The 15,528-nt window shown below is 54.9% G+C and carries 12 protein-coding genes; 7 read left to right on the plus strand and 5 right to left on the minus strand.

Going from position 1 to position 15,528, the window contains the following annotated elements:
• The first annotated feature begins 54 nt into the window (after positions 1-54).
• Entirely contained in the window at positions 55-1,611 is a 1,557-nt protein-coding gene (locus M467_RS17660) for a SulP family inorganic anion transporter (RefSeq protein ID WP_021065471.1), read from the plus strand.
• Here the strand turns inward: M467_RS17660 and M467_RS17665 are convergent.
• Complete coding sequence (locus M467_RS17665; RefSeq protein WP_021065472.1) at positions 1,608-1,937, minus strand: YolD-like family protein; 330 nt, start codon at positions 1,935-1,937, stop codon at positions 1,608-1,610. The genes M467_RS17660 and M467_RS17665 overlap by 4 nt on opposite strands.
• Positions 1,934-3,229 (minus strand): Y-family DNA polymerase, encoded by a 1,296-nt coding sequence (locus tag M467_RS17670; RefSeq protein ID WP_021065473.1) that lies wholly within the window; start codon positions 3,227-3,229, stop codon positions 1,934-1,936. The genes M467_RS17665 and M467_RS17670 overlap by 4 nt, the downstream gene beginning before the upstream one ends.
• Positions 3,230-3,465: 236 nt before the next feature.
• Between M467_RS17670 and secA2 the strand changes: the two genes are divergently transcribed.
• The 6 genes from secA2 to M467_RS17695 all read left to right on the plus strand — a co-directional run bounded on the left by secA2 (position 3,466) and on the right by M467_RS17695 (position 13,189).
• Positions 3,466-5,835, plus strand: a complete 2,370-nt coding sequence (secA2, locus tag M467_RS17675; protein ID WP_021065474.1) for an accessory Sec system translocase SecA2 — start codon at positions 3,466-3,468, stop codon at positions 5,833-5,835.
• Position 5,836: 1 nt separating this feature from the next.
• Positions 5,837-6,658, plus strand: a complete 822-nt coding sequence (locus tag M467_RS17680) for an SLAP domain-containing protein (RefSeq protein WP_021065475.1) — start codon at positions 5,837-5,839, stop codon at positions 6,656-6,658.
• Between the two features lie 292 nt (positions 6,659-6,950).
• Positions 6,951-9,695 (plus strand): bifunctional 2',3'-cyclic-nucleotide 2'-phosphodiesterase/3'-nucleotidase, encoded by a 2,745-nt coding sequence (locus tag M467_RS0115780; protein WP_021065476.1) that lies wholly within the window; start codon positions 6,951-6,953, stop codon positions 9,693-9,695.
• Positions 9,696-9,904: 209 nt separating this feature from the next.
• On the plus strand, positions 9,905-11,347 hold the full coding sequence (locus M467_RS17685) for a carbon starvation CstA family protein (protein ID WP_021065477.1): 1,443 nt from the start codon (positions 9,905-9,907) through the stop codon (positions 11,345-11,347).
• Between the two features lie 95 nt (positions 11,348-11,442).
• Positions 11,443-12,114 carry a PAQR family membrane homeostasis protein TrhA gene (gene trhA / locus M467_RS17690; protein ID WP_021065478.1) on the plus strand — a complete coding sequence of 224 codons (672 nt, stop codon included), beginning with the start codon at positions 11,443-11,445 and terminating at the stop codon, positions 12,112-12,114.
• Positions 12,115-12,271: 157 nt separating this feature from the next.
• The gene (locus M467_RS17695) at positions 12,272-13,189 is read left to right on the plus strand and encodes a proline dehydrogenase family protein (RefSeq protein WP_021065479.1); all 918 of its coding nucleotides are present in this window, start codon (positions 12,272-12,274) and stop codon (positions 13,187-13,189) included.
• Between the two features lie 15 nt (positions 13,190-13,204).
• Here M467_RS17695 and M467_RS17700 read toward each other — a convergent pair whose 3' ends face one another.
• The 3 genes from M467_RS17700 to M467_RS17710 all read right to left on the minus strand — a co-directional run bounded on the left by M467_RS17700 (position 13,205) and on the right by M467_RS17710 (position 15,445).
• Positions 13,205-13,774 (minus strand): YcxB family protein, encoded by a 570-nt coding sequence (locus tag M467_RS17700; protein WP_021065480.1) that lies wholly within the window; start codon positions 13,772-13,774, stop codon positions 13,205-13,207.
• 83 nt (positions 13,775-13,857) lie between these two features.
• Entirely contained in the window at positions 13,858-14,412 is a 555-nt protein-coding gene (locus M467_RS17705) for a hypothetical protein (protein ID WP_021065481.1), read from the minus strand.
• 130 nt (positions 14,413-14,542) lie between these two features.
• Positions 14,543-15,445 carry an SDR family oxidoreductase gene (locus M467_RS17710; protein ID WP_021065482.1) on the minus strand — a complete coding sequence of 301 codons (903 nt, stop codon included), beginning with the start codon at positions 15,443-15,445 and terminating at the stop codon, positions 14,543-14,545.
• Between the last annotated feature and the right edge of the window lie 83 nt (positions 15,446-15,528).

Below are 15,528 nucleotides of genomic sequence, written 5' to 3' on the forward strand. Positions count from 1 at the left end.
GGACAGGCGTACACTGAACTCGTTTTCGACTGAATGGAAAGAAGGAATGCAAGAATGGACAACTTCATGACATCACGCCAAGGATGGCAAAAAGACATCTCGGCCGGGATCACCGTTGGGGTCGTCGCCGTGCCGCTCGCGATGGCGTTCGCGATTGCCTCTGGCGTCGGACCGGTGTACGGCCTCTATACGGCCATCATCGCCGGTATCCTCGTCAGCCTGTTCGGGGGCTCGACGTTCCAAATCGCCGGACCGACCGGCGCCTTCATCCCGATTGTCTCGGGCGTCATGCTCGCGCACGGCTACGAAGGGTTGCTTGTGACGACGTTCCTCGCCGGGATCCTGTTGTTCCTCATGAGCGTGCTCCGCGTCGGACGACTGATCCGCTTCATGCCGCGGGCTGTCACCATCGGGTTCACGGCCGGAATCGCCGTCGTCATCTTCGTCGACCAGCTCGATGAACTGTTCGGCATCTCGTTTCAGAAGGCGCCGCACTTCCACGAGAATTTACTGAAGCTCGTGACGTCGTTACATGAAGCGAGTTTATGGCCTGTCTTCATTGCCGCCATCGGTTTCTTGACGCTCTGGCTCGTGCCGAAACTGCCCGTGAAATTGCCACTTCTCTTGATGGCGATGCTCGTGCCGACGTTCGTCAGTCTCGTCATCCCAGGGGAAGTCGCGACGATCGGCAGTGCCTATGGCGGCATCCCGAGCGGACTGCCTGAGTTCGACTGGCTCGTGATTGACCTCGATTTGATTGCGACGCTCATGCCATCGGCGTTCGCCATCGCCTTCCTCGGGGCGCTCGAGTCGCTATTGTCGGGTGCGGTCGCGGACGGCATGGCCGGTACGAAGATGAACCCGGACAAGGAACTGTTCGGGCAAGGGCTCGCCAACGTCGTCGTCCCGTTCTTCGGCGGGATCCCGGCGACCGGCGCCATCGCCCGGACGGCGACGAACATTCAAGCAGGTGCCGTCAGCCGCCGCTCCGGCGTCATCCACGGATTGACGGTGCTCCTCGCCGTGCTCGTGTTGGCACCGCTCGCGAGCTATGTCCCATTGGCCGCACTCGCCCCGATTCTAATGCGCGTCGCTTGGAACATGTCGGAGCGGCACCACGTCTTCGAGATGCTCAAGCATCGGTCGGCCGAGTCGCTCGTCCTGCTGATCACACTCGGTCTGACCGTGTTCGTCGACCTCGTCGTCGCCGTCGAGGTCGGGGTCATCTGTGCGCTCGCCTTGTTCGCGAAACGGATGGCCGATACGATCGACGTCCGCGAACAGACGGAACGGTATGTGACGCGGGACGGCCAGGTCGTCTTCAGCGTCGAGGGACCGCTCTTTTTCGGCGCGATCGAGATGTTTGAGCACGTCCTGCATCATATCCATGACGAGCCCGACGTGTTCATCTTCAACTTCCATCGCTGTCCGGTCATCGATGTGACGGCCGTCGAAGAGATTCGCCGTGTCGTCCGGGAGCTGAAAGCGGCCGATCGTCGTGTCGTTTTCGCGCACTTGTCGGCACCGGTGCGGCAGACACTCGCGCATTACGGCGTCCTCGATGACGTCGATACGTTCGAGACGACGCAGGAAGCGGTTGACGCGTCTTAACGGACGGACAGAATCTGACCGAACGGGATGCGAAGCACCTCGGTGTCGAACAGCTCGACTTCACGCTCGGCGTAATAGATGGCGTGGACGTAACCGCGCACCGTATGGGTCATGCCGTTATCGAACAGCGTTAGCTCGACGGCGTCCCCTTCACGGATGGCGCGTTCGAGCTCGGTCTGCCACAAGTAGAGGAGCTGCTCATCCAAATCGGGTAGCTCGATCTTTTGGACGTGGGCGTAATATTTCTTCAGGAGCGCCACATGCTCGGGCATGAGGAACGGGATCCATTTCAATTCACCGCGGTCTTTGTATCGGGTCTGGCTCATGACGATTCACCTCCTTGTTTATGTCCGCCGATTAACCGCTGGCGGGTACGGAGCGGACTGTCTTTCAGTAAACTCGATGCCGGGCGGATCGTGCCGCGCCCGAAGCGGACGTTCAAGCTATCGACGAGGTCGAGGAAGTCGAACCGGCGCGCCCGGGCCCACTCGTCTTCGAAGAACGACAGCTGAACGTGGTCGCTCCGGGGCTCGAGTTTGCCGAGGGCGACCGAGACGTAACGGACCGCCTCCGTCTCGTCCCACGCGTCGAGGAAAAGCGTCAACAACACCGGCAAGAACTCGCGCTCGTCCGCTGTGAAGCGGGCGAGTTTTTTTTGTTTGCTGAACCCGCGCCGCTCGCTCGTCCGGGTGTAGCGGACGCCGAGATGGACGCTCCCGCCGACGAGTCCGGCCTGTCGCGTCCGCATCCCGACCTCGACCGCAATCGCCTGCAGGACGAGCCGGATGGCTGCGTACGTCGCATAGTCCTTCACGAGCGTGATGCCGTGGCCGATCGTCCGGGGCCGTTGCCGCTTCGCCCCGAACAGGGAGCTCGGCGGGAGGATCGTCGGCGACTCGTCGATGCCCCAGGCGTGATGCCACAGCTCGGCGCCGATGACGCCGAACTTCTCATGGAGCGTCTCGAGCGGATAGCGGGCGAGGTCACCGATCGTCTCGATGCCGAGCCGCCGGAGATGGACTTCCATCTTCGCCCCGACGCCCCACATCTTGCCGATCGGGGCCGGGTGGATCAATCGTTCGACGTCGTGGAGGAAACAGCTGGCGACACCCATCTTTTTTCCATGTAGGTCGAGGACGAGCTTGGCGAGGACGTTGTTCGGCCCGATGCCGATTGTGACCGGGATGCCGGTATAGCGGAACACGGTCGAGCGGATGAGGCGGGCGACGTGCGCATCGTTCCCGAACAGCCGCTCCGTCCCGGTCAAGTCGACGAGCGTCTCGTCGACCGAGTAGACGCGAATCGCCTCCGGGGGTGCGAACTGATGCAAGATGTGGACGATTTGCACGGACACGTTCAAATAATGACTCATCCGGGCCTCGGCGTAGATGACGTGCCGTCGCTCGTGCCACGGCAACCGGTCGATGTGGAACCGTCTAGAGCCGGTCTTGATGCCGAGCTTCTTCATCGGCGGCGTCGCGGCGAGGACGAGGGCACCGTGGTCCTGCAGGTTCGATAAGACGACGAGCTTTGTCTTGTACGGGTTCAATTTGCGGGCGGCGCACTCGCAACTGGCGTAGAACGAGACGCTGTCGATACAAAAAATCCGACGTCGCATAGCCACCTCTCCTTTTTACGAACAAGCGTTCTGTTTTTCTCATCGTATCACGGTCTCACGCCGTCTCAAATAGAAAAATGAAAACAAATTTTGAAAAGAGTTAAAAAAAGGATGGCTGATGCATGAAATTCCATCTTTTTGGAATTTACCGAAATAATAAAGCGAGGCGGAAACAAAATCCGTTATAATGAGAGGGTAGCTAGACAAATATGGTTTCGGACGATGGAGGCTATCCTGTGATTGATTTTGTGAAGCAATTGACCAATGATCAGGCACGACGATTGAAAACCTATAAGAAACAAGTCGAACGCATCAACGCGTACGAGGAAACGATGCGCGCTTTAGACGATGAGGCGCTTCGCCAGTACGCGCTCGAACTAAAACAGCGGCTCACGGACGGTGCGGATGTCCGCGCCATCACGGAGGAAGGGTTCGCCCTCGTCCGCGAGGCATCCGTCCGGACGATCGGGCTCCGTCATTATGACGTCCAACTCATCGGCGGTCTCGCGCTGCTCGAAGGAAATATCGCCGAGATGCCGACCGGGGAAGGGAAGACGCTCGTCGCGGCTCTCCCGGCGTTCGTCAAGGCGCTCGAAGGGAAAGGCGTCCATGTCATCACGGTAAACGACTATTTGGCGATGCGTGACGCCGAACAGATCGGCAAGATCCATACGTTTCTCGGGCTCACAGTCGGACTGAACGTCCCGGAGATGGAGCTTGCTGACAAACAGGCGGCGTATGCGGCCGACATTACATACGGGGTCGGGACCGAGTTCGGGTTCGACTATCTTCGGGACCATTTGGTCGGTTCGCCGCAAGAACGCGTGCAGCGTCCGTTCCATTTCGCCTTGCTCGATGAAGTCGACAGCGTCTTGATTGACGAGGCGAAGACGCCGCTCATCATCGCCCAGAAGGATGAGTCACACGTCCGCTTGAAACGTCTCGCCCAAACCGTGTTCGGTCAATTGACGGAAGATGACTATACGGTCGACCTCGAGGCGCGCGCCGTCATGTTCTCGGATCAGGGCATCGAGAAGATTGAAGCGTTGTTCTCGGTCGACAACTTGTTTTCCGCCGAGCACCACGTCCTGTATCACTACATGATGCAGGCGCTCCGGGCGAACGTGTTGTTCGAGCGGGACGTCGACTATATCGTCCAAGAAGGCAAGATCGAGTTGATCGACTTGTTCACGGGTCGGGTCATGGAAGGACGCAGCTTGTCGGAAGGCCTCCATCAGGCGCTCGAGGCGAAAGAACAGCTCGACATCACCGAAGAGAACAAGACGACGGCCGAGATTACGATTCAACACTACTTCCGGATGTACCCGCTCCTCGGCGGCATGACCGGTACGGCCCAGACGTCACGCGAAGAGTTCATGAAGACGTATCAGATGGACGTCGTCCAAGTGCCGACGAACCGGCCGCGTCTGCGTGAAGACTTGCCGGACCTCGTCTTTGACACGATCGCTCATAAATATGCGGCGGTCGGACAAGAAGTGGCGGCCATCCACGCGACAGGACAACCGATTTTGATTGGGACGACCTCGATTGCTCAATCCGAAGCGGTGAGCGAACAGCTCGAGCGACAGGGCATCACGCATGAGCTGTTGAACGCGAAGACGGTCGCCCAAGAAGCCGAGATTATCGCCGAGGCGGGACGGCTCGGACACGTGACGATTGCGACGAACATGGCCGGACGCGGGACCGACATCGTCTTAGACGAGACGGCGCGCGAACGCGGCGGCTTGTATGTCATCGGGACGGAACGACACGAGTCGCTCCGCGTCGACAATCAGCTCCGTGGACGGTCGGGACGCCAAGGCGACCCAGGCATGTCACGTTTCTTCGTCTCGCTCGAGGACGACCTCGTCAAACGATATGCCGCCGAGCGGTTGAAACGTGTCGAGCACAAACTGAAGCCGGACGAGCACGGGGAGATTCGCCATAAGGAAGCAGGCGACATCATCGAATACGCCCAGACGACGATCGAAGGCGTCGGCGTATCGGTCCGTGACTACATGTTCAAACTCGACGACGTCTTGAACGAACAGCGCCGCATCATCTACTCGATTCGCGATGAGGCGGTCGACGCCAATGCGACGGCCATCTTGAACAACGTGCTCGCCATGATGCGCCTCGCGCTCAACGAGACGCTCGACCGTCATATCGACGCTGAGCTCGTCCCGGAAGAGTGGGCGACTGACGCGCTTATCGAGGACTATATGTATTTGACGCAACAGGCGCCGACATGGGACGACACGGTCGGAGACAAAGACGAGTTGAAACGAGCACTCGCACCATGGATCGACGGCATCGTCGCGATGGCGCAAGAGCGTATCGAGGGCTACCCGGAAGTCATCGCCTTCGCGCGGCAACAACTGCTCAGCCACCTTGATATCCGCTGGACGAACCATTTGACGACGATGAACGCCTTGAAAGAGGGCATCGGACTCCGCAGCTACGGCCAGGAAGACCCGAGTCGTCAGTTCGGCAAGGAAGGGCTCGAGATTTTCCAAGAGACGTATCTCGATATCGCCCGCGACGTGACGATTCAACTGTGCCAGCTTGATCTATACTTTGCGCAACGGGAAGAGGAGGGGCTGTGACATGTTCGGACTGTTGAAACGAAAGAAAGTCGAGACGATCATCCGCCAAGACGACGAGCGGGCGCTCCGCCTCGTGTTCGATGAAGGGATGGATATCTCGAAAGAAGATGAGTACGTGTTCCGTTATCATGCGACGACGCTGCCGCCGCTCGCGGACAACCAGTTGTCGATTGAACTGCTCAGTGCGACGAAGAACCCGGGAGGCCTGTCCGTGGTCGCCTTGTTCCGCAACACGGTCGCGACCGAGTTCTCGCTCGACGAGATCCCGGTGCTCTTGTTGAACGAACGCCGCGAACCGCTCGGCCAGAAGATGCTCAGCCGGATGGACTTGCCGTCGTTTGAGGCGATGACGAGTAAGCCCGTCTATCTCGACTTTTTCGAAGAGGAACTGTTCACCGATGTCGACGAACTCGACACCGAGTCGATTCAGCTCGCCTTCCAAATGAACCCGACGGCACCGCTCCAAGATGTGACCGACGCCGAACGGGACGCGTTCCCAGACGTGGCGTGGCACCGCCTGAAGCGGATGAACGTCCTCAGCCGTCCGGTCGCCGAAGGCCAGTTCGATTTGTTGCTCGTCCATCTCGACGTGACCGACACGGAAATCGGCGCCTCACTCCTCGTCCGGAACGGCTATTCCGAGCAGGCGCTCCAAATCCCGCGCCTCCCACTCGAGTTGATGCAGCGAGACGAGGTCGTCGGCCGGGCCGATGCCGTGCTCGCCGAGCCAATCTTGCCGAAACACGACTATCCGCTCCACGTCCGCTTCCCGCGGCCGGAAGGCGACAACGACGGACCAATCTCGATTCGCATCCGTTCGTGACGATATGACCATCCCCGATACGCGTCGGGGATGGTTTTTTAGGTCTAATGGACTGCTTGTGCGAAGTCTAGCCTCTGTACAAGTTCGACCAAAAAAATCTCGTGAAGCGAAGTCGTCTGTTCGGTTCCATCATACTGATTCGGACCTTTTCTATGTTCTCGGAAAGTCGTCTGAGACTAGACCTTTCTTTACCAAATTTTAAAGGAAATAGGGCGTTAGATTCATTAAATTGAGAGTCCGGCTATGGTATATTTAGTCCGCAATGCACACCACATGAATGGGGAGAAAAATCATGTCTAAATTTACGAAGATGGCCATTGCTACGTCGCTCATCGTCCCAACACTTATCCCGCTCCAACACGCGGCAGCGGAAGACGAGGACGTCGTCAAACTGCGCTTCTTGGAGACGACCGACCTACATACGAACATTACGAACTACGATTACTTCCAGGACAAAATCGATAACACGATCGGGTTGACGAAAGTCGCGACGTTGATTCAGCAACATCGCACGGACGCCGGAAAGCCGAACACGTTCCTATTCGATAACGGGGATACGCTTCAAGGGACGCCGTTCGGGGATTACGTCCGCGAGCAACACCAAAAAGCACCAGGCGCGTTCGAGCATCCGATGTATCAAGCGATGTCGGCGCTCGAGTTCGACGCCGTCACACTCGGGAACCACGAGTTTAACTTTGGGCTCCAGTTCTTGTATGACGCGATGCAAGGGTCGAAAGGCAAGCTTCGCTTCGTCAACTCGAACGTGAAGGACTTGTCAGGTGAGCCGATCGTCTCGAAATACAATGAAGACGGACAAGAAGTCCAAATCATTGAACGCCAAGTCGTCGACGGGGACGGCGAGACACATACAATTAAAGTCGGTGTCTTCGGTGTCGTGCCGCCAAAAATCATGTCGTGGGATTCAGGGAACCTCCAAGGCAAGGTGACGGCAGATGATATGGTACCGGCAGCAAGAGCGGCCGTCGCCAAATTGAAAGAGCAAGGGGCGGACGTCGTCGTCGCGCTCGCGCACTCAGGGATCGGGGAAAGTGCGGCACTTGCGGAAGAACAGTCAGATGGGGAAGAGAACGTCGGCTACACGCTCACGAAAATCGAAGGGCTCGACATGGTCATGACCGGTCACCAGCACGGGCGTTTCCCAGACGCGAACGGCATGTTCAAAGATTTCCCGCACGTGAACATGGAGAAAGGGACAATCAACGGCAAGCCGGTCGTCATGGCGAACAACCAAGGGAAAGACCTCGGTGTCATCGACCTCGACCTCGAGCTCGTCGACGGCAAGTGGAACGTGCTCGACGCGAATGCGAAACTCGATACAGTCAAGGCGGACACACCGGTCGACCCAACGATCGCCTCGCTCATCGACGCGGACCATAAGGCGACGATCGAATACATCAACCGCCCGGTCGGTGAGATTCAAGACGATATCCAAAGCTACTTCGCGCTCGTCCGTGACGACGCGTCGGTCCAGTTCGTGACGAACGCGCAGAAATGGTACGTCGAGAGAGAACTCGCGACGAACCCGGAACTCGCGGCGTATAAAGAGCTTCCAATCCTCTCGGCCGGGGCTCCATTCAAAGCGGGTAACCGTAACTTGACGGACGCCAGCTATTACACAAACATCCCGAAAGGCTCAATCGCATTGAAAAACGTGGCCGACCTATACGTCTTCCCGAACACGCTCGAAGTCGTCAAAGTGACAGGCGCGGACGTGATGGACTGGCTCGAGATGTCAGCTGGGGCGTACAAACAAGTGTCGGATACGAACGATGAATTGCTCAACTTGGAGTTCCGCAGCTACAACTTCGATATCCTTGACGGCCTCACGTATGAGATTGACGTGACGGGTCCAGCCAAGTTCGATGCGGGCGGGAAATTGATTGAGGAAAACAAAGATGCGAACCGCATCAAGAACGTGAAGTACAACGGCAAGCCGATCACACTCGACCAAGAGTTCCTCGTCGCGACGAACAACTATCGCGCTGGCTCGACATCGTTCCCGGGACTCGGTGGCGGGAAGAACATCGTCTATCGTTCGGCGTATGAGACACGGAACGTCATCTCGGACTATATCGTCTCAGGCAAGCTCGAATACAAAGCGGATGACAACTGGAAAATCGTCGCTGATGCGAAACGGACAGCGAAGTTCGAGACGGCCGATGCCGGCAAACAGTACGTCGACCTGTATGAAGGTATCGAAGCGACCGAGACGACACGTCCGGATGCGGCGAATCGCTTGTTCCGCACATACACGATCGAACTCGATCAAGCGGCAGTCGAACTCGCCCTCACGGTGAACACGATCAAACCAGGTGCGAAAGCGGTGACAGGGACGACGACACCGAACGCCAACGTCACGTTGAAAGATGGCGACAAAGTGCTCGCGACAGCGAAAGCGGATAAAGACGGTGCGTATACGCTCGTGACGAAACCGCTCAAGCTCCGCCAATCGCTCACCATCGTCTCTGAACTCGATGGCGCTTCGGTCACGGAAACGAAAGTCGTCGGTGCTGGCTTCGTCGGTACACCGGCGCTCGCGTCGAAGTTGACGTACGCCAACACGAACGTCATTACCGGAAAAGCGACACCGGAGACGAAGTTGACGCTCAAGCGTGACGGCAAGACGATCGCGTATGCGACGGCTGACAAGAACGGATCGTTTGAATTCACGAAACGGGCCGGCTTCATCTATGGCGACTATGAAGTCGTCGCCAAAGATGTGACGGGAACGGTCGCCAAAGCGAAGGCGTTCACGCTCAAGAAAGCGGCCATCGCGACACCGAAGAACACGAAAGGCGTGAAAGCCGGCACGAAAGCAATCATCGGGAAAACGACACCGGGAGCCGTCGTCGTCTTGAAAGACGCGAAAGGCAAACAAGTCGCCAAAGTGAAAGCGAGCTGGGCCGGAACGTATACATTCACATTCAAAAAAGGTCTCGCCAAAGGAAGCTACGCGGTCATCGCGAGCGACTATACTGGCGCAGGGGCGAAGCAAGCGAAGTTCGCCTTGAAATAAGCGATTCAACCGAGACGGCGTCCTAAAAGGGCGCCGTTTTTTCGTGATCGAAAAAGTGTCAAAAAAGTGAACGAAACCCCTTACAAAATTTTGGGAACTCCTGTATAATCAGTCACGTAAGCGTTTACATTATACGTGTAAAACAACGGGATTCATTTTTTCGGGGCCGACGGGGATCGGCTACATATGTACAAAAGGGGACAGCACACATGATTACATTCTTTATTGCCTTGGCGATTTTATTCGTCGGGTACAAAGTGTACGGCAGCTATGTCGAGAAGACGTTCGGCATCAAAGAAGAGCGGACGACACCTGCCTATGCGTCACAGGACGGCATCGATTACGTGCCGATGGGGAAAAAACGGAACTCGATGATTCAACTGTTGAACATCGCCGGTGTCGGGCCGATTTTCGGACCAATCATGGGGGCTCTCTACGGACCGGTCGCGTTCCTATGGATCGTCTTCGGGTCGATTTTCGCGGGAGCGGTACACGACTATTTGACGGGCATGATCTCGCTTCGTAACAACGGAGCGCACTTGCCGCAGCTCGCTGAGAAGTTCCTCGGCCGCTCGCTCCGCCACGTCGTCAACGGGTTCGCACTTTTGCTTTTACTCTTGGTCGGGACAGTATTCGTCACGTCACCGAGTAACATGATCAACAACTTGTTCGACGGCAATGCGACGACGCTCACGATCGTCATCTTCGCCGTGTTCGCCTACTACATCTTGGCGACGCTCCTTCCGGTCGATAAAATCATCGGACGCATCTATCCGTTCTTCGGGGCGCTCCTCATGATCAGCGCCGTCGGGATCGCTGTCAGCCTGTTCGCACAAGGCTACCAGATTCCAGAGATGACACTCACGAACATGCATCCGGATGGCTTGCCGATTTGGCCGCTCCTCTTCTTCACCATCTCGTGTGGGGCGTTGTCTGGTTTCCACGCCACGCAGTCGCCGATCATCTCGCGGACGACGATGAAAGAAAGCAATGGCCGTGAAATCTTCTATGGCATGATGATTGTCGAAGCGGTCATCGCCATGATTTGGGCCGCTGCAGCCATGGCCATCTTTGAGCCAGGCGAATTGCTCGGGCTGATTCAAACGGGTACACCGGCACTCGTCGTTCAAGAAGTGGCGACACTCATGCTCGGCAGCATCGGCGGCACACTCGCCATCCTCGGTGTCATCGTCTTGCCAATCACGTCAGGTGACACGGCGTTCCGTAGCGCGCGGATGATTATCGCCGACTACATGAGCATCGCGCAGAAGAAATTCTCGTCACGCCTTTGGATCGCACTTCCACTCTTCGTGATCTCATACGCGCTCACGAACATGGACTTCCAGATGCTCTGGCAATACTTCAACTGGGCCAACCAGACGACGGCGGTCATCGCCTTGTTCGTCGGGGCGATGTACTTGTACATCAAAGGGCGCAACCACTATATCGCGCTCATCCCAGGGACGTTCATGTTGTATGCCGTCTGGTTCTACATTTTGACAGCACCGATCGGCTTCAAGATGGATGGGGTCATCCCGTACGTCATCGCTACCATCGGGACGATCACGTTGCTCGTCTTGTTCCACATGCGCGCGAAAGCGATGCGAGCACAAAATATGGAATGTGACGTTCCGGTGAAGGAAGTCGCATAATTCACAGACATGGGTCGCTTCGGCCCATGTTTTTATTTGCGTTGAAATCGGGAAATGACCATACTAGAGGAATAGATTTGAAAGGTGGGACCTGAATGGATCAAGAGAAGCTAAAAGACATGCTCCATGCCGATACGCTTGGAGAAGAGATTGCGAGCGCCATCACCCACGGGCTTGGCGTCATCTTTAGCATCGTCGCATTCGTTCTGCTTGTCATGACGGCAACCGAGACGGGAAGCACAGGTAATGTCATCGCGGTGAGCGTGTTCGGGGCATCGATGATTTTACTGTATCTGTTCTCGACACTCATGCATGCGATTCCGCACCCACGGGCGAAGCGCGTGCTCCAAGTGTTCGACCATGCCGGGATTTACTTACTCATTGCGGGGAGTTATACGCCGTTCGCGCTCGTGTCGCTCAAAGGGACGCTCGGCTGGACGTTGTTCGGGATCGTTTGGGGCGTCGCCGTGCTAGGTATTGTCTGGAAGTTGTTCTCGACGGGGAAATACATGTGGGTGTCGAACGTGACCTATCTCGGCCTCGGCTGGATTTGTGTCATCGCCATCCGCCCGCTGTACGAGTCGCTCGGTCATAACGGCTTCATGTTGCTCCTCGCCGGAGGGATCGCCTATTCGGTCGGGATCATCTTCTACGTATGGCAGAAGTTGCCGTTCAACCATGCGATTTGGCACTTGTTCGTCCTAGCCGGAAGCGTGTTCGTTTTCCTTAGTATCTTGCTCTATGTGGCACCGAATACGGGCCTGTGAAACGGACGTCCTGCTGGGCGTCTGTTTTTTCTGAATAGAGGGAAATGAAATCCTGAAAACGATTACAAAATTACAGACGAATTGACGTTTGTATGTCATAATAATTTCAGACATCGTCATAGAGATAGATGGGTGTAAACGTAAGGGGGAAAATCAGATGGAAAAAGTGTTGCGCGATGGATTTATCTACATGTCTCAAAACAAAACACTCAACAGTTTGGCTAAAAAATACGGGCTTCGGTTCGGGGCTTCGCGCTTTGTGGCGGGGGAAGATTTTAAGACGTCGGTACCGACGATTCGCGAGTTGAACGCGAAAGGATTATCGGTCACGGTCGACCATTTAGGGGAGTTCATCACGACGGTCGCGGAAGCGAACGAGAACCGTGATGAAATTATCCGGGCGATTGAAATTATGGCAGAAGAGAAACTCGACGCCTACATGTCACTCAAACTGACGTCACTCGGATTCGACATCTCGGACGAGTTGATTGAAGACAACATGCGTCAAATCTTGACGACGGCTCAAGCGGTCGGTGTGTTCGTTGCTATCGACATGGAAGACGAGACACGCTGCGAGAAGACGCTCGACTTATTCAAGAAGTTGAAAGCTGACTTCGACGGGCTCGGGACGGTCATCCAGTCGTACTTGTACCGCTCGGAAGACGACATCAACCATCTCGCACCGCTCAAGCCGAACCTCCGGATCGTTAAAGGGGCATACAAAGAGCCGGCGACGGTCGCATTCCCGGAAAAGGAAGACGTCGACCACAACTACTTGAAGCTCGTCAAACTCCATCTTGCGAACGGGAACTACGCTTCTATCGCGACACATGACGACCACATGATCGATGCGGTCATCGAACATGTGAAACTGAACAACATCCCACTCGACCAGTTCGAGTTCCAAATGCTGTACGGCATCCGGGTCGAGCGTCAACTCGAGCTCGTTCGCCAAGGCTATAAAGTCCGCGTCTACGTGCCATACGGCCGTGACTGGTATGGCTACTTCATGCGCCGCCTCGCAGAACGTCCGGCGAACGTTGCGTTCGTGTTAAAAGGAATGGTCAAGAAATGAAACAAGCACACGGGTTCAACGTGAACTCGTGTGCTTTTCTGTGTTCATATGTTTGTCGAGGATCCGCTCGATTTCACTCTGTTCGACTTCTGTGACTCCATTTTTCACTTTCGGGATAATCAACGCCTCATCTTCTTCGTAATAGAGGAAGCGATGCGTCTCGTTCTCGTTCACTTTGAGAATGGATGTCCATGGGACTTGAGTTGTTCGATGGATGTTGCCACGAATGGCCTGCATTTCGATGTGCGTATCAGAAAGTTGAAGCGTGATGTCTGTTGGCCAGGCACTGTCTTTATTAACTAGACGAAATTGCCGAAGGACGAATGGTGCATATAAATCTTTAAGGAGGGGTCTGAGCAACAGCGCGAACAAAATACCTACACCGATTACAGTGAGTAAAAATAAAACGATTGACTCGGACCGGGGTAGAATAAAGGTTGTTGCTAAATATCCGAGTAGGAATGCGGGGATACTCATGACAGTCAACCATATTTTGCGGCTCTTCTTATGTTGAGGTGAATGGTAAATCATGTCTTGTTGAAATGATAGAACATCTTCAAGCGTCATTTTATATGCGGTGATCATTTGAGGTACTCCTTTCTGATTAAATCATATACGTGTACGTTCAGAAACATCGGACCATGTCTGTCTTCAGATCACATAGAAAATCAGAGTGTGATATTTAAGTGTTTTTGTAACAGGTCATTAATCTTAATTTGTTCCGTCTCGCTCAGCATATGGTGTTGCTTCGGGACAACAATCGTATCTCTTGCTTCCACATATAGATAATGATTTTTCTCATCGCCACTTACTCGTTCAATCGCTTCCCATGCGACTTGAAGCCGTTTATTCACATTGTTGTGAAGCGAGTTGCGCTCAATCCCGTGCTCATTGATGTACAAGGTGATGTCACGTGGCCATTTCGTCTCTTGGTTCAGTAGATAGCGGAATTGCCAAAGTGTGATGTTTACATACGCTTTTTTTAAGAAGGGAAACAATAGAAGCGCTAGGAACAAACTTGAACCGATGGCGAGTCCGAGAAATAGAGGGACAGAAATCGTTTGAGGTAACAAAAAAATTGCGAGCAAGAATCCCCATAATACTGTAAGCAACATCAATACAATCGTGACGCGTCTCGCTCTTCCTTTATGATAATCGGAATTTTCGATGAAGTTTTTTTGTAAGGCGAAAAAATCATCTTTTGTCAATTGAAAATGAATCATCAAGCGTTGGCTCCTTTCTTCCGTATAATCGTCTAAATGACAAGTTGACGCCTGCAAATTACGCTAACATAGGATGGATGAATTTTCCATACAAAAGGCCCAGTGACTGAACACTGGGCCTGCGACAATATTATCCGTTGATGACCGTACCACCGTTGACGTGCATGACCTGCCCGCTGACGTATGTCGAGTCGTCGCTCGCGAGATAGACGTAAGCCGGGGCGAGTTCCGCTGGTTGGCCCGGACGTTTCATCTCGGCCGAGTCACCGAACGAGGCGACTTTTTCTGCCGGGAACGTCGCTGGGATGAGCGGCGTCCAAATCGGACCTGGTGCGACGCCATTGACGCGAATTTTCTTCTCGGCCAAGTTCTTGGCGAGCGAACGCGTGAACGCTGTGATCGCACCTTTCGTCGACGCATAGTCAATCAATTGGTCGTTACCTTCATACGCCGTGATTGACGTCGTATTGATGATGCTCGCGCCTTCGTTCAAGTATGGAAGGGCGGCTTTCGTCAAATAGAACATGCTGAAGATGTTCGTCCGGAACGTGCGCTCGAGTTGGTCGTCCGAGATGTCGAGGAGCGACTCTTGTGGATGTTGCTCGGCGGCATTGTTGACGAGGATGTCCAAATGTCCGAACGTCTCAATCGTCTGTTTGACGACGTCTTGGCAGAAGGCCGAGTCGCCGATGTCCCCTTGTAGCAACAGACAGGCTTGGCCGAGTTCCTCGATGCGCTCTTTCGTCGCCTCGGCGTCCTCGAGCTCGTTTTGATCTTTATAGACGATGACCGTGTTCGCGCCTTCGTGGGCGAAGAAGATGGCGACCGATTTCCCGATTCCCGAGTCGCCTCCTGTGATGATGGCCACTTTATCTTTTAGTTTATCGCTTCCTTTATAGCCTTCACGCTCATAGATCGGGAACGGCTCCATCTTCGAGTCGATCCCCGGTTGATGGGCCTGCTCTTGGCCGTCCTTCTTGAACGATTCAAAATCATGTCGGTTCCCCACTGTGTTTAAACGATTATCACTCATGTATACATTCCCCTTTCTAAAATTGACTCTTTGTGTCTATACCACAGTGACCGAGAAATAAATCGTCCTCAGTGAAATTGGAA

The sequence above is a fragment of the Exiguobacterium chiriqhucha RW-2 genome, from assembly GCF_000416965.1.
GTDB lineage: Bacteria > Bacillota > Bacilli > Exiguobacteriales > Exiguobacteriaceae > Exiguobacterium > Exiguobacterium chiriqhucha.